The following is a 19,796-nucleotide window of genomic DNA, read 5'->3' as shown; positions in this document are numbered from 1 at the left end:
ACGAACCATACATTAACTAGAAGAAATTGCTGGAAGAAACAACCGAGAGCAGGAAGAACATGGCGGAGCTTACGATCTCCTCCGATGAGATCCGTAGCGCGATTGCGAACTACACTTCAAGCTACTCCGCGGAGGCCTCCCGTGAGGAGGTCGGCGTGGTCCTTTCCACGGCTGATGGCATCGCCCAGGTGTCTGGGCTCCCATCAGTCATGGCAAATGAGCTACTTGAGTTCCCCGGTGGGGTTATTGGCGTCGCGCAAAACTTGGACACGGATCGCGTCGGCGTTGTGATTTTAGGTAACTACGAAACCCTCAAAGAAGGCGACGAGGTCAAACGAACCGGGGAAGTCCTCTCCATCCCGGTCGGCGATAAATTCCTCGGCCGCGTCATTAACCCACTGGGGCAGCCCATTGATGGTTTGGGTGCCATTGAGGCTGAAGAAGACCGGGTGCTGGAACTCCAAGCACCATCGGTGTTGCAGCGTAAGCCCGTGGGCGAGCCGATGCAAACCGGCATTAAAGCCATCGACGCTATGACCCCCATTGGCCGGGGTCAGCGCCAACTTATCATTGGTGACCGTAAGACCGGCAAAACCGCCGTGTGTATCGACACCATTTTGAACCAAAAGGCCAACTGGGAAAGCGGTGATAAAACCAAGCAGGTTCGCTGCATCTATGTTGCCATCGGCCAAAAGGGTTCCACCGTCGCCGCAGTGCGGAAAACCCTAGAAGATCATGGCGCCCTGGAATACACTACCATCGTGGCGGCCCCCGCATCCGACTCCGCCGGCTTTAAATGGCTGGCCCCCTTCGCCGGTGCGGCACTCGGCCAACACTGGATGTACCAGGGATATCACGTGCTGGTCATCTATGATGATCTGACCAAGCAGGCCGAAGCCTACCGTGCTATCTCCCTGCTGCTGCGTCGCCCGCCGGGCCGGGAAGCATACCCCGGTGACGTGTTCTACCTGCACTCCCGCCTGCTGGAACGTGCCGCCAAGCTTTCCGACGATATGGGTGGTGGTTCCATGACCGCTTTGCCCATCATTGAAACCAAGGCCAACGACGTGTCCGCCTTCATCCCGACCAACGTGATCTCTATCACCGACGGTCAGGTGTTCCTGGAATCCGACCTGTTCAACCAGGGTGTGCGTCCCGCCATTAACGTTGGTGTGTCCGTTTCCCGTGTGGGCGGTGCTGCCCAAACCAAGGGCATGAAGAAGGTGTCCGGCTCGCTCCGTCTGGACCTGGCCGCCTACCGTGACCTGGAAGCCTTCGCCACCTTCGCCTCTGACCTGGACCCCGCGTCGAAAGCCCAGCTGGACCGCGGTGCCCGCCTGGTGGAACTGCTCAAGCAGGCCGAAAACTCCCCGCAAACCGTGGAGCACCAAATCATCTCCATTTGGTTGGCCAGCGAAGGTCACTTCGATAACGTGCCCGTGGTAGACATCCGCCGCTTCGAATTTGAATTGCAGGATTACTTGCAGGCTGAGGCCCCGGAAGTGTTCGAACAAATCAAGGGCGGTCAGCCGCTATCCGAAGAATCGCAGAACACTCTGGTGGAAAAGACCGAGGAGTTTAAGCACAGCTTCCAAACCACTGACGGCACCCCGGTTGTCCACGACCTTGACGTGGATGCCTTGTCCGAGGATGAGATTAAGAAGCAAACTCTCAAGGTGAAGAAGTAAGAACATGATGTCGATGCTTCTTACCCAGCAACACCACGGAAGGATGCGGGTGACCCATGGCTAGTTTGCGCGAGCTACGCAGCCGGATCCGATCGGTGAATTCCACCAAAAAGATCACCAAGGCCCAAGAGCTCATTGCCACCTCACGTATCACTAAGGCACAAGCCAAGGTGGAAGCAGCCGAACCGTACGCCACCGAGATCCACAATGTGATGGAACGACTGGCGTCGGCAAGTTCTCTCGATCACCCCATGCTGCGGGAACGGGAAAACGCAAAACGGGCCGCGGTGCTGGTGATTTCCAGCGACCGAGGCATGTGCGGTGGCTATAACTACAACATTTTCAAAAAGGCAGCCGAGCTGGAGAAAAACCTCGAAGACCACGGATATGAGGTAGTTCGCTACGTTTCCGGCAATAAGGGTGTGGGATACTATAATTTCCGCAGCGAACCCTTTGTTGGTTCATGGTCCGGGTTCTCTCAAGACCCCTCGTGGAAAGATACCCATAATGTGCGCCGGCACCTCATTGATGGTTTCCTCGCCAGCAGTGAAGGCACCGCCAAATATCGGCCTGGGCTGACCGGCCCGGAGGGGAAAGCAGTACAAGGCTTCGATTCTGTGCATGTTGTGTACACCGAATTCGAATCCATGCTGACCCAAACCCCCCGAGTACACCAATTGCTACCAATCGAACCCGTGATCGAATCCGAAGAGTTGCCGAAAGGTGAGGACTACCTTGATGCCTCCAGCAGCAGCGATGCGGAACCCGATTACGAATTTGAACCGGATGCCGATACCCTGATTGCGTCATTATTGCCCAAATACGTGTCGCGCAGCCTGTTTGCCATGTTTTTGGAGGCGGCGGCCTCGGAGTCGGCTTCCCGGCGTAACGCCATGAAGTCGGCAACCGATAACGCCACGGAATTGGTGAAAGACCTCTCCCGGATTGCCAACCAGGCACGTCAGGCCCAGATTACTCAGGAAATTACCGAGATTGTCGGTGGCGCTGGCGCGCTCGCCGAAAGCGGAGAAAGTGACTAGATTATGACCACAGCTCTTCCAGAGCAGAACACGAAGCAGGCGTCCGTCGCCGGCCGTGTCGTGCGCGTCATTGGTCCGGTCGTCGACGTGGAATTCCCGCGCGGCGAGCTGCCGGCACTGTATAACGCGCTGACTGTCGAGATCACCCTCGAAGCAGTCGCAAAAACCATTACCCTTGAGGTGGCCCAGCACCTAGGCGATAACCTGGTGCGCACCATCTCCATGGCGCCCACCGACGGCCTGGTGCGGGGTGCCGTGGTGACCGACTCTGGCCGCCCCATCTCCGTGCCCGTCGGCGATGTGGTGAAAGGCCACGTGTTCAACGCCCTGGGCGATTGCCTGGACGAACCCGGCCTTGGTCGGGACGGCGAACAGTGGGGCATCCACCGCGACCCGCCCCCATTCGACCAGTTGGAGGGCAAAACCGAAATCCTGGAAACCGGCATTAAGGTCATCGACCTGCTCACCCCCTATGTGAAGGGCGGCAAGATTGGCCTGTTCGGCGGCGCTGGCGTGGGCAAGACCGTGCTCATTCAGGAAATGATTACCCGTATCGCCCGGGAATTCTCCGGCACCTCCGTGTTCGCTGGCGTGGGCGAACGCACCCGTGAGGGCACCGACCTCTTCCTCGAAATGGAAGAAATGGGCGTGCTGCAGGACACCGCGTTGGTGTTCGGCCAAATGGATGAGCCGCCGGGAGTGCGTATGCGCATAGCCCTGTCCGGCCTGACCATGGCCGAATATTTCCGGGATGTGCAGCACCAGGACGTGTTGTTATTCATCGACAACATCTTCCGGTTCACTCAGGCCGGCTCCGAGGTGTCCACCCTGCTGGGCCGCATGCCCTCCGCCGTGGGCTACCAACCCACCCTGGCCGATGAAATGGGTGTGCTCCAAGAGCGCATTACCTCCACCCGAGGCAAGTCGATTACCTCGCTGCAGGCCGTGTACGTGCCCGCCGACGACTACACCGACCCGGCGCCGGCTACCACCTTCGCTCACCTGGATGCCACCACCGAATTGGACCGTGGCATTGCCTCCAAGGGCATCTATCCGGCCGTGAACCCGCTGACCTCGACGTCCCGGATTCTCGAACCCGGCATTGTGGGTGAGCGGCACTATGAGGTGGCGCAGCGGGTGATTAATATTCTGCAAAAGAATAAGGAACTCCAGGACATCATCGCCATCTTGGGTATGGACGAGTTGTCGGAAGAGGACAAGATTACCGTGCAGCGGGCCCGTCGGCTGGAGCGGTTCTTAGGCCAGAACTTCTTCGTTGCCGAGAAGTTCACCGGTATTCCTGGCTCGTATGTGCCCCTGTCGGAAACCATTGATGCCTTCGAACGCATCTGTAATGGTGATTTCGATCACTACCCGGAGCAGGCGTTTAATGGTTTGGGTGGCCTCGAAGACGTGGAAGCTGCGTATAAGAAGCTGACCGAGAAGTAGGGGAGTGCCATGGCTAGCGTTACTGTGGAATTGGTGTCGGTGGAACGCATGATGTGGCGTGGTGAGGCCAGCATTGTGGTGGCACAAACCACGGAAGGCGAGATCGGCGTGCTCCCGGGCCATGAACCCATGCTTGCCGAACTCGGTGACAGCGGCGCCGTGATTATCCGACCCATCGAGGGCAATGCCCTGGTGGCCGCGGTTCAGGGCGGGTTTTTGTCCGTTGCTAAGGACAAGGTCACGGTGTTGGCCGAATACGCGGTGTGGGCGGATGAGGTGGATGCCGATGCCGCCCAGGCGATGCTGGACACCGATGACGAAAGCCTGCATGCTCGGGGTGCCGCAGAACTCATGGCGATACGTCGTAGTTCGCAATCCTGATAACCGCATAAATATTACGCCATTGGCCCCTCCAGAAGTGGGAGAGTGATTCTTCGCTGCTGGTGGGGCCGGTGGCGTCTTTTGCGTCGTGGGGGCAATCTTTTAGTTGGTCTCGAAATGGTAACAGGGTGATAAATTTTCTGAAATTCCCCCTAGGGGGTAGAATACCGAACTAACCCCATTTTCTGTGTTTTAGATAAGAACAATGGTGAGAGCCTACAGCAAGACTGAAACTTATAAGGGAGTTATGAGGTACGAAGATGTATTACACATTCATGGCTATTATAGTGGCGTTTTGTTTGGTCCTAGTGCTCCTCGGGGCGTACCGATTTTTCACCCTCCGCTCCAATGGCAATAATGTGACTTTACGACGATTACCAGCGGTGGGAAACCATGGCTGGCGCAATGGCATCCTCCGATACGAATCCAATAATGAGCTGAAATTCTACCAATTCCGGTCACTCAGCCCCTTCCCAGACGTCATTTTCCACCGATCCCACCTCACCTTAGACGGTCAGCGGGATTACACGGAGGAAGAGGCGTCTTTCCTGTTTGATGGCACACCCATCGTGAAATTCCGGCATGAAGGCAAGGATTATGAGGCACAAATGTCCAAGCACGCCACCATGGCCTTTGTGTCCTGGATCGAATCCGCTCCCAATGCCCGCCTAGATAAGATGAGCCCCAGCGAGGCGCGGCGGCGTATGCGGCACATCTAGATGGCGGAGAGTAATAAAAATTACCATGCGAGCCTTGCCCCCTACCCTTAAGTTTCGACTAGTCTAAGTCATCATGCGCCTAGTTATTGCTCGTTGCTCTGTTGATTATGTCGGCCGCCTGGAAGCCCACCTGCCTTCGGCGGACCGACTTTTGTTGGTCAAAGCCGATGGTTCGGTGTCCGTTCACGCCGATGACCGCGCATATAAACCATTGAATTGGATGACCCCACCGTGCACGCTAACGGAAACCATTGATGAGGATTCTGACGATGCCGCCTATTGGGTGGTGGAAAATAAAAAGGGCGAGCAGTTGCGTATCACCCTTGAGGTGGTGCATTCCGACCTGTCGTACCGGCTGGGGGACGATCCAGGGCTGGTGAAAGACGGCGTGGAGGCCCACCTGCAGGAGCTATTGGCCGAGCACATTGACACCTTGGGCGAGGGTTACACCTTGGTGCGTAGGGAGTATCCTACTGCCATTGGACCGGTTGATATTTTATGCAAGGACGAGTGTGGCGGCAGCGTGGCGGTAGAGGTGAAACGCCGGGGTGGTATAGACGGGGTGGAGCAGCTCACCCGCTATCTGGAGTTGTTGAATCGGGATTCGATCCTGGCCCCGGTGGCCGGTGTTTTTGCCGCCCAGGAAATCAAACCGCAGGCCCGCACCCTTGCTGAGGATCGGGGTATACGGTGCGTGGTGCTTGACTATGATGCGCTGCGCGGGATCGAATCGGACGAATTGCGGTTGTTTTAAGGCTCATGGGTAGGAAGAATCGGCGGTTAGATGACACGCTGCGGCGGCTCCCACCGGACGGGTCGGGGCTCATGGGCATGCTTGAGATGGAAGGTCCGGCCTGGACTCGGGGGGAAATTTATTTAGTGCGAACCATGGGGTCGCATGCCGCGGTGAAGACATACGTATGCCCGGGGTGTAATCAGAACATTCCCCCGGGCGTGGCACATATTGTTGCATGGCCTAAGGATGCCGGCCGCGGTGCTGAGGACCGCCGCCACTGGCATAAGGCCTGCTGGGAGCGTCGTTAAGCGTCGTTAGGCGGGCTGGGTCAGTTCCAGGAGCACCCCGCCGGCGTCTTTCGGGTGTACAAAGTTAATTTTTGCCCCACCGGTGCCCACCTTCGGGGCGGGGTAGAGCAGTCGGACACCCTGCTCGGTCAGGTGCTTGCTGAGTGCCTCAATGTCGGAGGTGCGCAGGCACATTTGTTGCAGGCCGGGGCCTTTTTTATCAATGAATTTAGCGATGGTGGAGTTCTCGTTGAGCGGGGCCAACAGTTGGATCATGCCGTCGGTTTCCTTCAGGTGCTTCGGGCCGATCATGGCCTCGGTCACACCCTGCTCTTCGTTGGTTTCCTGATGATGGTTCACCCACCCGAAAGCGCTGCGGTAAAACTCGACTGCGGCATCCAGATCCGGGACTGCGATACCCACATGGTCCAGGCAAATAACTAGCTCGTGGGGGATGTCAATGGCGGAAATATCATTACTCATATCTATCATCGTAACCTCAGTCGGCACCAAATGGGGGCGAATGTGTGAGCTTTTCTGACGTGGTTAGGATAGGGAACTATGATTGTTGCGTTTTCCGTTGCCCCCACCGAAGTTCCTAACGCCCAGGCTGAGATGAGTGAGGCTGTTGCGGCCGCCATTAAAATTGTGCGGGAATCCGGCCTGCCGAACGAAACCAATGCCATGTTTACCCTCATCGAGGGCGAGTGGGACGAGGTCATGTCCGTGGTGAAGTGCGCCACCGAGGCGGTGCTTGCCGTGTCGCCGCGGGTGGGGTTGGTGCTTAAGGCCGATATTCGCCCCGGGTATACCGGACAGCTCCGCGCAAAGGTAGAATCTGTGGAGCGGCACTTGGCTGAGTCTGACAGCTAGCATGCAAGCTTGTCGACGCCGAGGCGGTGGGGGTGGCCGAAAATAACCACGCATGCGCCGGGGTTTAGCGGTAAACTGCCCCTTTAGTGTGGTGTGGTGTCCATGATGCGAATTGCAGAAACGAGGTTGACGAAGCATGACTACTCCTAACACCCCCCATAGGTTCATTGCCGGGGCGATCGATTTGGGTGAGGTGAAGGCCAAAGCGGAGGCCCGCGCCCAGGCCGCCCAGGGGGGTGCCGGCAACCCGGGAGGCACCCGAACGGGTGTGGCCGCTGCCCTCACGTTAACCATGGAGAATGTGGAGGATGAGCTGCTGAAGCGTTCCGCCCAGGTGCCGGTCATTGTGTTGATTGGCACCCCCCGCAGCGAGGACTCCAACCGGTTACGCGCCGACTTCACCGACCTGGCCGAGGCCGGTCATTATTCGTTTGTATTCCGGTATGCCGACGCTGATGCTACCCCCGATATTGCCCGCATGTTTGGGGTGCAGGGGCTGCCCACCGTGGTGGCCATTGCCGCCGGCCAGCCTATCGCTAACTTCGCTGGCGGCCAACCGAAAGAAGCCCTCACCCAGTGGGTTGCCGCGGTGAAAGATGCTGTGGCTGGGCAGCTTACCGGTATTCCCGCCGAGGAGTTGGCGGGGGCGGCCGACAATGAGGCGGCGGAGCCTGAGGATCCACGGTTCATTCCCGCCGAGAAGGCCATGGCCGAAGGTGACTATGCCACCGCCATCAGTGTGTACGAGGGGATTTTGGCCCAGGACCCCAAGAACGCCGCCGCCCGGGCCGCCCGCGATAATGCCCGCCTGCTCGGCCGGCTTACTGATGCTGGTGACACCGACCCGATCGCGGAGGCTAACGCCAATCTCACGGATGTGGCGGCGGGGTTTGCCGCCGCCGACGCGGAGGCCGCAGCTGGTGACGCCGAGTCTGCTTTCGACCGGCTGCTGGCGCTCATGGCGGCGGCGCCCGATCGGAAACCCGAAATTCGGGATCGGCTTTTAGAACTCTTCGCCCTTTTTGACCCCACCGACCCCCGAGTGCTGGCCGCTCGCGGAAAATTAGCCAGCGCCCTGTTTTAACACCACCATGCAGAAAACCTCCACCACACTTGTCGCTCTCGGCATCGCCATCAGCACCCTTGCCACATTGGGCTTGAGCGCATGCACTTCCTCCGCAGCCTCGTCGCAACGCTGCATTATTCATGCCAACGGGGACGAGCCGGGGGAAGCCCTGCTGCCGGGAACTAGCCAAAGCGGCGCCAACCTGCGGGTCGCTAAAATGATCTATTCCGGCCTGGTGTATGTGGATAGCTCCAATAAGATTCGGAACGATTTAGCGCAAGAGATCAAACAGATAAAACCCACCCTGTACCGGGTCACACTGCGGCCCAACCTGGTGTTTTCCGACGGGTCCCCCATGACCGCCACCAGCTTCGTGGACGCCTGGAATAAAGTGGTGGCTGAAAAGAACGCCAACTCCTACTTGCTTAGCCCCATTGTGGGCTACCACGACGATGCGGAAGCGGTCACCCCGCTGCGGGGGCTGAAGGTGGAAAACCCCACCACGTTCACCATAGAGTTGGAAAATCCGCTGTCGGATTTTGTGATGCGGCTTTCCCACCCGGCGTTTAGCCCCCTGCCCGCGGTGGCATTGGAGAAGAAACCGCCGAAAAACTATGCGAAGCAGCCGGTCAGTTCCGGCCCATATGTGTTGGAATCGTGGGTGACGCAGCATTCCCTCACGCTGGTGAAAAACCCCCACTACCAGGGGCCCCGGGCGGCTGTCAACGATGGGGTGCAGCTCAGCATGTACAGCCGGGGTACCAAACCCTACGAGGATCTGCTTGCGGGCGATCTCGACATGGTGGATGCGTTTTCCCCCACGGGTTTCCAAAACTACCGGAAAGACCTGGGCGATCGGGCGATCGTGCAGCCCAGCGCGTCCGTGATCGAATTGAGTATCCACGCCCAAACACCCCATTTTACCGGGGAAGAGGGGGTGCTGCGCCGGCGGGCACTATCCATGGCGATCGACCGGGAGAGCATTGCGAGAACCGAGTTGGGGGGCTCGTATGCGCCAGCAACCGGGTTCGTGCCACCAAAAGTACCAGGGTCGAATACCAGTGCGAAACAGCGGGAGGTGCTGAGCCTGAACGTGAAGAAAGCGAAAGAACTGTGGGCGCAGGCCGATGCCACATATGGTGTGTTTACCGACCAGGTGCCGGTGCATTTTTCCTTCGACATTTCCGACAACCAACGGTGGGCGACGGCGGTGGCGGATCAACTGCGTAGAAATTTAGGGATTCAATCGTTTCCGGTGGCAGGGGCGGATTTCGCCCGGTTCCGCTATGACTTCCGCACCGTCCGATTCGACGGGGCATATCGCACCGGGTGGAAGGCCGACTACCCGTCTGTGCGCAGCTACCTGGAGCCCAATTTCGCCACCGATGGGGCGTCGAACGATACGGAATACTCCAACGACCAGGTGGACGAGTTATTAAAGCAGGCCGACAAGGCGACAAACCCGGCGGCCGCGGTCAAGGATTACGAGAAAGCACACGGGGTGCTGTTAGAAGAATTGCCGGCCATCCCCCTGTTTTTCCCCCTAGAGGCCGTGGGGTGGAAAGCGGACGTGAGCAATGTGTCGGTGGACTTTGACACCTACCCGAACTATTCGGCGATCACAAAACGCTGCTAGTGCTTATCGACGCCGCAGGTCACGTGCCCCTTTTTTCCTAACGACAACCGCCCCCACCATCGTGGTCGAACGGCGGGAGCGGCGTCAAGAACTTATTCTACCCTGTGGCTAGCTATTTTCCCAGCGGTAGTATTGGGCGCTCATGGCCGGGATGTGCAGGGTGATGGAATGATCGTAACCATCCCACCCGGTATCCCAGGCAGCAACTTCCTGCTCCAGCTTGTTATCCGCACCCTCATAGGTGGCAAGATCCGTGTTCATGATGCACTTCCAGAAACCGGATTCAGGAACCCCCAGCTTGTAAGACAGTTGGGAGGTGCCACCCAGGTTGAACACGCACAACAGTTTCTCCCCGTCGGAACCATAGCGGACGAAGGACAAAATATTATTCTCCGCATCATCCGACTTGGTCCAGGCGAAACCATCCGGCGTATTGTCCTGGGTGAACAGGGCCGGATTCTCTTGGTAGAGAGTGTTCAAATCCTTCACCAGTTGGGAAATACCCACATGGAATTCGCCCTCCCAGCCGGTCAGATTGCCCCATTCGACGGGTCGGCTTTCGTTCCACTCCATCACCTGGCCGAATTCCTGGCCTTGGAAGAGGAGCTTCTTGCCCGGATGCGCATACATGAACGCATAGAGGGTCCGCAGCCCCGCAGCCTTGTTCCAGGTATCGCCCGGCATACGCTCCCACAAGGAGCCCTTGCCGTGCACCACCTCGTCGTGGCTGAACGGCAGAATATAGTGCTCCGAGTAGGCGTACACCATGGCGAAGGTGATTTCGTTGTGGTGGTAGCGGCGGTAGACCGGATCCTTGGAATAATATTCCAGGGTGTCGTTCATCCACCCCATGTTCCACTTCAGGTTGAAGCCCAAACCGTTGTATTCGGTGGGGGCGGTCACACCCGGCCAGGAGGTAGACTCCTCCGCAATGGTGAGCACACCCTCATGATACTTATGTACGGTGGCGTTCATTTCCTGGAGGAACTGCACCGCATCCAGGTTTTCCCGCCCACCATACTGGTTAGGCAACCATTCGCCGTCTTCACGGGAATAGTCGAGGTACAGCATGGATGCCACAGCATCCACCCGCAGGCCATCCATGTGGAATTCTTCCAGCCAGTAGAGGGCGTTGGCCACCAGGAAGTTACGCACCTCATTGCGGCCGAAGTCGAACACATAGGTGCCCCAGTCTTTCTGCTCGCCCCGCCGCCAGTCGGGGTGCTCATAGACAGCCCGGCCGTCGAACCGGCCCAGCGCGAAATCATCCTTCGGGAAGTGGGCGGGCACCCAGTCCATGATGACGCCAATGCCTTCCGCGTGGAACGCGTCGACAAGCTCACGCAGTTCATCGGGGGTGCCCCAGCGGGCGGTGGGGGAGTAGTAGCCGGTAACCTGATAACCCCACGAACCACCGAACGGATGCTCGGCAACGGGGAGGAATTCGACGTGCGTATAGCCCATCTCCTTCACATACGCCACCAGTTCGGTGGCAAGCTCCTTATAGCCCAGGTCGTCTCGCCACGATCCCAAATGCACCTCGTAGATGCTCATGGGCTCCACATCGTGCTGTGCCTTGTCCCGCTTCTCCAGCCACTCCTTGTCCTGCCACTCGTAGTGCGACTCGGTCACAATGGAGCCGGTGCGGGGCGGAACCTCGGTGCGGCGGGCCAACGGGTCAGCCTTGTCCAACCGCCACCCCTCCTGCGTGTGGATGGCATATTTATACACCTCACCCTCGCCCACGCCGGGGATGAAGATCTCCCAAATACCGGAGCTCCCCAGGCTGCGCATGGGGAACTGGTTCGGGTTCCAACCGCAGAAATCACCAATAACCGCCACACCCGCGGCGTTCGGCGCCCACACCGCAAAACGCGTGCCCTTCACCGGGCCGAAATTATCGGTCTCGATCTCGCACACATGCGACCCTAATACGTCCCACAGGCGCTCATGCCGGCCCTCACGAATCAGGTACATGTCCAACTCGCCCAGGGTGGGCCAGAAGCTGTAGGGGTCATACGTTTCGGTAGTGATGTCATTATTCCAGGTGATGCGGAGTTTATGGCCACCACCGGTGTTCTCGCCGGTCAAAACCGTGCCGAAAATATCATCCCCCAACGGCTCCAGCTCAATGCTGCCACCATCGGGTGTGATAAGTTCCACTTTTTTAGCGTTTAACTGGCGGGTGCGGAACACCGCGCCGCCTTCTTCCATGGGGTGCCAGCCATAGATCGAATGCGGATCATAATGCCGGCATTGGGTTAGCAGGGCCCGATTGTGGTCGTTGAAATACAACGGGTGGTTCGGGTCAGTGATAGGGGAGCTCATGTAACCAAGCCTCTCTAATAGAAAAAATTCGGTATGTTTTGGCCACGCTTCACCCTTCACGCTACCGTAGCCACCACATATTTTGGACGAAAAATTTACGTGAGATACACCGCTTATTGAGCTTTTCGACGCCGTCCTAGCGTCGAAAAGCTCAAAATTAGGCGCGATAGTCGTTGACAGCCCGCTCGCGGATCTTCGCTAACGCTGCGCCCTCAACCTTCGGCAATTGCAAAATATGGGCCACATCACCCCACGGGCTGAGCCGGACAAACGTCCGGGCATACCACGGGAAGTCCCGGCCGGTCACAAGATCATGGGCCGTAAACGACGCATCCGGCGACTGCCCAATTTGTGACATATCCAACTCCAGCACCGTCTCCTGGTCGTGGTGCGGATCCAAATTGACCACCACCAAAATCGCATCACCGGTCACCGGATCCACCTTGCTGTACGCAATGATGTTGTCGTTCGGGGCGTAGTGGAAATGAATCTGCCGCAACTGCTGCAACGCCGGATGCTCCCGCCGGATCTTGTTCAACGTTGCAATATATGGCTCCAAAGAATCACCATTATTCAGCGCTGCTTCGAAATCCCGGGGCCGCAGCTGGTATTTCTCCGAATCCAAATACTCTTCCGAATCCGGGGCAACCGCCTGATTCTCAAACAGCTCATAGCCCGAATACACGCCCCATAGCGGCGACATTGTGGCAGCTAGCGCCGCCCGAATGGCGAAAATAGCGCGCCCACCATACTGCAAGGATGCGTGCAAAATATCCGGCGTGTTCACAAACAGATTCGGCCGGCACACATCACTCATCGCCGCAATCTCCTCGGCGAACTGGGTCAGTTCGTACTTCGAAGTCTTCCACGTGAAATACGTGTACGACTGGGAGAACCCCACCTTCGCCAACCCATACAGCCGCGCCGGGCGGGTAAACGCCTCCGCCAAGAAAATAATATCCGGGTTCGTCTCATGCACCTTGGAGATCAACCACTGCCAGAAATTTGCTGGCTTCGTGTGCGGGTTATCCACCCGGAACGTGGTCACTCCTATCTCCACCCAGAACATCACCATCTTGTAGATCTCCGCATAGATCTCCGTGGGATTATTATCAAAATTTAGCGGATAAATATCCTGGTATTTCTTTGGCGGATTCTCCGCATACGCGATCGTGCCATCTGGCTGCGACGTGAAGAAATCCCGATGCTCTACCGCCCACGGGTGATCCGGTGCCGCCTGCAACGCCAAATCAATCGCAACCTCCAACCCCAGCTTCTTCGCATACTGCAACAGGGTTTTAAAATCATCAATCGTCCCCAACTGTGGGTGCACGGTATCATGCCCACCCTGGGCCGAACCCACAGCCCACGGGGATCCCACATCATCAGGCTCCGGCACGAGCGAGTTATTCTTCCCCTTCCGATGCACCTCACCGATCGGGTGAATCGGCGGGAAATACACCGTATCAAACCCCATCTTCGCCACCCGGTTCAATGCCCGTGCCGTGGTCTCAAACGTGCCATGGATCGGATTCCCATCCGCATCCACCCCACCCGTCGACCGGGGGAACAACTCATACCAGGAATTCACCAACGCATCCCGGCGCTCCACCAACACCGCATTTGGCTGTCCCGTAGTCAGTAACTCCCGCAGCGGGTGCTCCGCCAAAATGCTCAACGTGGTTTCCGACAGTGCCGGCGCTACCCGGGTCCGCAGCTGCTCCTTATGGGTGCGCAGCTCTTTAGCAATAGCCTGCAACACCTTGCGCTGCGACTTATCGGGAACCCCCTTGGCGGCCTTATCAAACAGATCCGCACCATGTATTAGATCGTTAGCGAGCTCTTCTTCCGACTGCCCCGCCTCAATCTTCTTCGTGACCGCATGCCGCCACGTGCGCATAGGATCACTCCACGCATCAACCTGGAATGTCCAGGTCCCCATGACATCCGGGATGAAAAACGCATGCACAAGATCCTCATTGAACTCATCCTGATGCATGGTGATATGCAGTGGTGACGCCGCAATCTGCGAATCTTTAGGCCCCGTGATGGTGAGAGTGGCGGAAATGGCATCATGGCCTTCCCGCCATACCTGCGCGCTGACCGGCACAAGTTCACCAACCACCGCTTTCGACGGGTAGGTACCGGCAGAAAGTTGCGGGCGAACGTCTTCAATAGCGAGTCTTCCAGTCACAATACTGACGCTTCCTTTGTATGAGTAGGGGGATATGGTTTTACACATTATTTACTTGTGTTGCATTCAAAACTTTTAAGTCCAGTATGCCTGTTGCTACGCCCCGGCGAAATGTGTTTCCATTCACGTTTTATCAACATGATGCCCGCACATGGGGGAACCATGGGGGAGCCAACAGGGGTATAAAGTTTTTCTACGCCCTTACTAGCGTAGTTAACTTGTGTCAGTTCCACAGCAAAAAAATTCTTACGACAAGATGGATGCTATGAATAATTCAACCCCCACCAATGAACTAACACCCCCGCAACCTGATATTTTGATCCAATTTGACGATGTTTCCTTAATCCGCAATCAACGCCCGCTTGTTTCCCACATCACATGGCAGGTGGCTGCTGGGCAGCGCTGGATCATCGTCGGACCCAACGGTGCCGGCAAAACCACCCTCATGCGACTCGCCGCCGCCGAGGAATTCCCCTCCACCGGCACCATCTGGCTATTAGGCGAACGCATCGGCCGCACCGACATGCGCGACCTCAGGGCGGCTATTGGCATGTGCTCCAGTGCGGTTGCCAGTCGCATCCCCACCGGCGAAAAAGTCATTGACCTGGTGGTTTCCGCAGGATACGCCATTTTGGGTCGGTGGCGGGAAGAATACGATTCCGAAGACCTGGATCGGGCCGCCGGCATGCTCACCCAGGTGGGCGCCGACCATCTTTCCGACCGCACCTGGGGAACCCTCAGCGAAGGCGAACGCAAACGAGTCCTCATCGCTAGGTCCCTCATGGCCAACCCCGAACTGTTGCTTCTCGACGAGCCCAGCGCCGGCATGGACCTGGGCGGCCGGGAAGACCTCGTTGCCTACCTTGGGGAACTGGCAACCGACCCGGATGCCCCCACCCTGGTCATGGTCACCCACCATGTGGAAGAAATCCCCACCGGTTTCACCCACGCCCTCCTGCTCGACCAGGGCGGCATTGTTACCACCGGCCCCATCGACCAGGTGCTGACCAGCGATAACCTCAATGCCGCCTTCCACCAGCCCATCCAGGTCGATCACGTGGGCGGCCGATTCTTCGCCCACCGGTAGCCGGCCAACTGGCCAGCCATGGTAGCTGCGGTGACCGATACTTGGCTTGCTGGCCGCCGACCCGGCGCATCGGCGGTATCATGTGCCGGCGGTGTGGCTGGCCGGAAAGCGTGGTCGATGAAACAAACCCACCGAATCATGACAACTATCATGCCCATAACAAACCCTCACCTGGGTTAGGTATGCTGGTAAAAACATGATCGGGAGGTCGAAACACAAGTGGCACGATTCGTCGAGGGGTATCGCGGCAATAAACTCGCCGTCACCGTCCTCCTAGTGAGAGACGGCGCCTATGGTCTCGAAGTCTACGTGCAGGAACGTGTCTCCTCCATGCCCACGTTCCCCAAGGCCACGGTGTTTCCCGGCGGCGGCGTCGACCCCCGTGATTTCACCCTTGCCCAACCCCAAACCGGCAAATCCAACGCCCCACTCGTGTTCGAACCCCTCACCCACGACATTTTTGAAACCGACCCCACCTGGTACGGGCCCAGCCTCAGCGTATGGGCGAAACGCCTGAAAACCGACAGGTTCCGCGCCCGCGCCCTCATCCTCGGCGCCTGCCGGGAACTCTTCGAAGAATCCGGCACCCTCTTAGCCTCCCACGCCGATGGCCGCCTCGTTGCCGACGCCACCCCATTCCACGACGACCGGCTCGCGCTCGAATCCCACTGCCTGTCCTTCTCGCAGTTGCTGCTGCAAAACAACCTCGTCGCCCGCACCGACCTCCTCACCCCTTGTTCCCGCTGGGTCAGCCCCGAAACGGACAAACACCAGTTCGATCTCTATTCGTTTGTTGCCGCCCTGCCCCACGACCAAGAACCCGATGACGACGACTCCATCGAAGTATCTTCCACCGGCTGGTTCCCCCCATCTCTCATCCTCGACGGGTGGCGCGCCGGCCTGCTTCGCCTCGTCATACCCACCTGGGCCCACATGCTCTTCCTCAGCGAACACACCACCGTCAAATCCCTCCTCGACACCCTCCAAAACCCCAGCATGGACCCAGTACTAGGCGACCCCATCCACGACCCCCGCTACCAAGAATTCTTCACCTACACCCCACCAAAACGCTTTTAACCCCCCATCATCACACCACCACCGTGAGCTACAGCATCGACGAAGTCCACTACCTCATCGCCCACAACGCGGACATCACCTGTCACCTGGCAACCCGCAGCTTCGCTCCCCGCGACGCCCTCACCGACGCCACCTACCTACGCGAACACCTGGGCGAATACGGTCGTGCAGCCATGGAACTCGGCCGCGCCCGCCACACCGCCGCCCGGAAACAGCTCCCCGCCGACTGGATCGTCTGCCACGAATCCGCCCAACAAGCAACCCCACTCCCTGTCGCCCGCGTGCGAGCAGCCCGCCTCGCCCGCACCCTGGGCCCGGGCGCCCGCATCCACGACATCACCTGCTCTATCGGCACTGAAGGCCACGCACTGGTCGCCGCCGGCATCCAATACTTCGGCAGCGACCTCGATCCGTCACGAGTCATCATGGCCCGCCACAACCTCGGCGCCACCTTTCCCACAGCGAACGCTGCGAACAAACCCCAACCCGTCTGGGGTTTCTACGTCGCCGACGCCAGGCACCCCGCAACCATCCCCGGCGCCGCCGACGCCATTATCGCCGACCCCGCCCGCCGCCACCAGGGGCGACGCATCACCAACCCCGACGAACTCCTCCCACCGCTTGCCACTATCATCGCCACCTACCCGCGCACTTCCATGGCCATCAAATGCGCCCCCGGCATCGACTTCACCGGCTGGGACGGCCTGGTCAGCCTCGTCAGCGTCGATGGTGGGGTGAAAGAAGCCTGCCTGTACAGCCCGGCGCTCGCCGACGGACTCCACCGCGAAGCTGTCATCATCCGCGACGGCACCATGGACATCCTCACCGACCGTGACGATCCCGGGGCCGACACCTTGGTGGGGGAGCCCGGCACCTACATCATCGACCCCGATGGGGCGGTCATTCGCGCCGGGCTGGTGCGCCACTACGCTCATAGGGAAAACCTGTGGCTCTTGGATGAGCGGATTGCTTACCTCACGGGTGATCGGATTCCGGCGGGTATGAGCGGGTTCCCCTATCTTGAGACGGTGCCGTTGAAGAAGCTACGGTCGGTGCTGCGGGGCCATGATTGCGGGTCGGTGGAGATTTTAGTGCGGGGCGTGGATGTGGACCCGGATCGGCTGCGGCAGAAGCTACGGCTTTCCGGGTCGCGGCCAATGGCGGTGGTGTGTACGCGGATCGGCCGGTCCGGGGTGGCATTGGTGTGCGAAGCCCGGGTGGTGGGGGAGCCGCCTGCGGGCCAGCCCATACCATGATGCGGCGTGGTGTGGTTTGGTGCGGCCGGAATTTATTGCATGCATAAATAACCGTGTTCGAATGGGGTGTTTCGGCAGCGTGATGTGACTAAAATCCTCAAGAATTGGGTGTTGCGTCAGCGGTTAGTGATAGGTTAGTGCTGGTTCTCCGCTAAACTCTGCACAGAAACAATTTATTACGAAAGGTGAGTGACTGCCCATGCCGGCAATTGTGGTGCTGGTTAAGAACGTGCCGGATACCTGGTCGACGAAAAGCCTGACGGCGGATTTTACCCTGGATCGGGAGGCCGCGGATAATGTTATTGATGAAATTAATGAATTCGCGGTGGAGCAGGCGCTGCGGCTTCGGGAAGCTAATCCAGAATTCACGGTGGTTGCGTTAAGCGCCGGCCCTGCAGGTTCTGAGGAAGCATTGCGCAAAGCCTTGGCCATGGGGGCCGACGATGCGGTTTTGCTTATCGACGACGCGCTCGCCGGATCCGACATCCTTGGTACCGCCTGGGCGCTCACCAATGCGCTACAGCAGATCCCCGACGTGTCTCTGATTATTTCCGGGGTGGCGTCTTCCGACGCTGGCACTGGCGCATTGACCGGGGTGCTGGCGGAGTACCGGAATCAGCCAGCGCTGACTGCTTGCAATTCGGTGAGTATTGAAAGCGGTGTGGTCAAGGGGGTGCGGGAGACCGCCGAAGGGCATTTCAACATTGAGGCCCCACTGCCGGCCATTGTGTCGGTGACCGACCAGGCGGATAAGCCCCGATTCCCGAATTTTAAGGGCATCATGGCGGCGAAGAAGGCGGAGATCCGCCAGCTGGAGTTGGCGGATATTGGGGTGGACCCGCAGCAGGTGGGGTTGGGGTACGCCTCCACCGCGGTGACTGCGGCCGTGACCCGGCCGGTCCGCACCCAGGGGGAAATCATCCGGGACGAGCCGGCCGCCGCGGCGACCCGAATCGTGGATTATTTAGTGGCCGAAAAGCTCATTTCCGATCAGAAGTAGTTAGGAGAAACCCACATTATGTCTACCGCATATGTTCTGGTCGAATATGATGGCGACCAGGTACTTCCCATCACCGGGGAACTCATTACCGCCGCAAAGGTGTTCGAATCCGTGACGGCCGTGGTTGTTGGTGCGGCAGGTGCCCACGAGCCATTGGTGTCCCAACTGGCCGCCCTGGGCGCGGACGCCATCGTTGCCGCCGTCGGGGCCGATACCGCCCAGCGGGTCGTGCTGCCCGCCGCCGACGCGCTCTCCATGCTTGCGGCCGGCGCCCCCGGGCCCATCCTGGTGGGTGCGGGCGTGACCGGCAACGAAATCGCCGGCCGGTTGGCCGCCCGCCTCGCCTCCGGGGTGCTGTGCGACGTGGTGCAGGTCAATAGCGACCTCACCGCCCTCATGAGCATTTTCGGCGACGCCATCGAAGTGTCCACCGCGGTGGGCGGCAGCAGCCCCATCTACACCATGCGGCACGGCGCCACCGAGGTGCCGGCGAAACCCACCCGGGGGCCGGTGTGGTCAGCACATTCGAACTGCCGGCAGCCTCGGAGAAAGACGTGACCGTCACCAAGTTCGTGCCGGCGGTCAAGGGAGACCGGCCGGATTTGACCAACGCCAAGGTTGTGGTGGCCGGCGGCCGGGGCGTGGATTCGGAAGAGAACTTCCACACCGAAGTCGAAGCCCTCGCCGACGCGCTCGGCGGTGCCGTCGGCGCCACCCGCGATGTTGTGGACCTGGGCTGGTACGATCCGATCTACCAGATTGGTCAAACCGGCGTGACTGTCAGCCCCGACGTGTATATTGGCCTGGGGGTTTCCGGCGCCATCCAACACACATCAGGCATGCAAACCGCCAAAAAAATCATTGTCATCAACAACGATGATGATGCCCCATTCTTCCACATTGCCGACCTAGGTGTGGTGGGTGACCTGCACGAAATAGTGCCCCTCATAGTGGAGGAATTGGCAAAACGGAAATAACA

18 protein-coding genes and 1 pseudogene are annotated in these 19,796 nt (G+C 58.8%); 15 read left to right on the top strand and 4 right to left on the bottom strand.

The window, feature by feature from the left end; translation table 11 throughout:
• The first annotated feature begins 59 nt into the window (after positions 1-59).
• The 7 genes from atpA (at position 60) to HBA49_RS07095 (ending at position 6,321) form a co-directional block, all read left to right on the top strand.
• Entirely contained in the window at positions 60-1,688 is a 1,629-nt protein-coding gene (gene atpA / locus HBA49_RS07125; RefSeq protein ID WP_005527387.1) for a F0F1 ATP synthase subunit alpha, read from the top strand.
• Between the two features lie 56 nt (positions 1,689-1,744).
• On the top strand, positions 1,745-2,728 hold the full coding sequence (locus HBA49_RS07120) for a F0F1 ATP synthase subunit gamma (RefSeq protein ID WP_005523231.1): 984 nt from the start codon (positions 1,745-1,747) through the stop codon (positions 2,726-2,728).
• A gap of 3 nt (positions 2,729-2,731) precedes the next feature.
• Positions 2,732-4,177, top strand: a complete 1,446-nt coding sequence (gene atpD, locus HBA49_RS07115) for a F0F1 ATP synthase subunit beta (protein WP_005523230.1) — start codon at positions 2,732-2,734, stop codon at positions 4,175-4,177.
• A 9-nt stretch (positions 4,178-4,186) separates the two neighbouring features.
• Positions 4,187-4,558: a F0F1 ATP synthase subunit epsilon gene (locus tag HBA49_RS07110; RefSeq protein WP_005523229.1), complete on the top strand. Its 372-nt coding sequence runs from the start codon at positions 4,187-4,189 to the stop codon at positions 4,556-4,558.
• 275 nt (positions 4,559-4,833) lie between these two features.
• Positions 4,834-5,277 (top strand): DUF2550 domain-containing protein, encoded by a 444-nt coding sequence (locus tag HBA49_RS07105; RefSeq protein WP_225865996.1) that lies wholly within the window; start codon positions 4,834-4,836, stop codon positions 5,275-5,277.
• Positions 5,278-5,350: 73 nt separating this feature from the next.
• Complete coding sequence (nucS, locus tag HBA49_RS07100; protein ID WP_005523227.1) at positions 5,351-6,031, top strand: endonuclease NucS; 681 nt, start codon at positions 5,351-5,353, stop codon at positions 6,029-6,031.
• A gap of 5 nt (positions 6,032-6,036) precedes the next feature.
• A complete protein-coding gene (locus tag HBA49_RS07095) occupies positions 6,037-6,321 on the top strand; it encodes a hypothetical protein (protein ID WP_081455704.1) in 285 nt (94 codons plus the stop codon).
• Positions 6,322-6,327: 6 nt separating this feature from the next.
• Here the strand turns inward: HBA49_RS07095 and mce are convergent, their stop codons facing one another.
• Positions 6,328-6,783, bottom strand: a complete 456-nt coding sequence (gene mce / locus HBA49_RS07090) for a methylmalonyl-CoA epimerase (RefSeq protein WP_005527116.1) — start codon at positions 6,781-6,783, stop codon at positions 6,328-6,330.
• A gap of 78 nt (positions 6,784-6,861) precedes the next feature.
• On the opposite strand from mce, the gene HBA49_RS07085 reads away from it, so the two are divergent.
• From HBA49_RS07085 to HBA49_RS07075, 3 genes are all read left to right on the top strand, one after another.
• Positions 6,862-7,173 (top strand): MTH1187 family thiamine-binding protein, encoded by a 312-nt coding sequence (locus tag HBA49_RS07085; protein WP_005527456.1) that lies wholly within the window; start codon positions 6,862-6,864, stop codon positions 7,171-7,173.
• Between the two features lie 136 nt (positions 7,174-7,309).
• Complete coding sequence (locus HBA49_RS07080; RefSeq protein WP_005527300.1) at positions 7,310-8,257, top strand: tetratricopeptide repeat protein; 948 nt, start codon at positions 7,310-7,312, stop codon at positions 8,255-8,257.
• A gap of 7 nt (positions 8,258-8,264) precedes the next feature.
• Positions 8,265-9,875, top strand: a complete 1,611-nt coding sequence (locus tag HBA49_RS07075) for a peptide ABC transporter substrate-binding protein (protein WP_005527272.1) — start codon at positions 8,265-8,267, stop codon at positions 9,873-9,875.
• Between the two features lie 108 nt (positions 9,876-9,983).
• Here the strand turns inward: HBA49_RS07075 and glgB are convergent, their stop codons facing one another.
• On the bottom strand, positions 9,984-12,203 hold the full coding sequence (glgB, locus tag HBA49_RS07070; RefSeq protein ID WP_338080826.1) for a 1,4-alpha-glucan branching protein GlgB: 2,220 nt from the start codon (positions 12,201-12,203) through the stop codon (positions 9,984-9,986).
• A 157-nt stretch (positions 12,204-12,360) separates the two neighbouring features.
• Positions 12,361-14,397 carry a maltotransferase domain-containing protein gene (locus tag HBA49_RS07065; protein ID WP_005527412.1) on the bottom strand — a complete coding sequence of 679 codons (2,037 nt, stop codon included), beginning with the start codon at positions 14,395-14,397 and terminating at the stop codon, positions 12,361-12,363.
• 256 nt (positions 14,398-14,653) lie between these two features.
• Between HBA49_RS07065 and HBA49_RS07060 the strand changes: the two genes are divergently transcribed.
• A complete protein-coding gene (locus tag HBA49_RS07060) occupies positions 14,654-15,484 on the top strand; it encodes an ABC transporter ATP-binding protein (RefSeq protein ID WP_040432240.1) in 831 nt (276 codons plus the stop codon).
• Here the strand turns inward: HBA49_RS07060 and HBA49_RS07055 are convergent.
• A complete protein-coding gene (locus tag HBA49_RS07055) occupies positions 15,451-15,642 on the bottom strand; it encodes a hypothetical protein (protein WP_005527261.1) in 192 nt (63 codons plus the stop codon). The two genes, HBA49_RS07060 and HBA49_RS07055, sit on opposite strands and share 34 nt — an antisense overlap.
• Before the next feature lie 61 nt (positions 15,643-15,703).
• Between HBA49_RS07055 and HBA49_RS07050 the strand changes: the two genes are divergently transcribed.
• The 4 genes and pseudogenes from HBA49_RS07050 to HBA49_RS07035 all read left to right on the top strand — a co-directional run bounded on the left by HBA49_RS07050 (position 15,704) and on the right by HBA49_RS07035 (position 19,794).
• The gene (locus HBA49_RS07050) at positions 15,704-16,561 is read left to right on the top strand and encodes an NUDIX hydrolase (protein WP_005523214.1); all 858 of its coding nucleotides are present in this window, start codon (positions 15,704-15,706) and stop codon (positions 16,559-16,561) included.
• 23 nt (positions 16,562-16,584) lie between these two features.
• Positions 16,585-17,817: a THUMP-like domain-containing protein gene (locus tag HBA49_RS07045; RefSeq protein WP_005527331.1), complete on the top strand. Its 1,233-nt coding sequence runs from the start codon at positions 16,585-16,587 to the stop codon at positions 17,815-17,817.
• Positions 17,818-18,016: 199 nt separating this feature from the next.
• Positions 18,017-18,817: an electron transfer flavoprotein subunit beta/FixA family protein gene (locus tag HBA49_RS07040; protein ID WP_005527176.1), complete on the top strand. Its 801-nt coding sequence runs from the start codon at positions 18,017-18,019 to the stop codon at positions 18,815-18,817.
• Between the two features lie 18 nt (positions 18,818-18,835).
• Positions 18,836-19,794 (top strand): annotated as a pseudogene (locus HBA49_RS07035) (electron transfer flavoprotein subunit alpha/FixB family protein).
• Positions 19,795-19,796: the final 2 nt, after the last annotated feature.

The organism is Corynebacterium matruchotii, from assembly GCF_011612265.2.
GTDB classification, from domain to species: domain Bacteria; phylum Actinomycetota; class Actinomycetes; order Mycobacteriales; family Mycobacteriaceae; genus Corynebacterium; species Corynebacterium matruchotii.
Note: the sequence above shows the minus strand (reverse complement) of the source record. Positions and strands in the feature narration are given on the sequence as shown.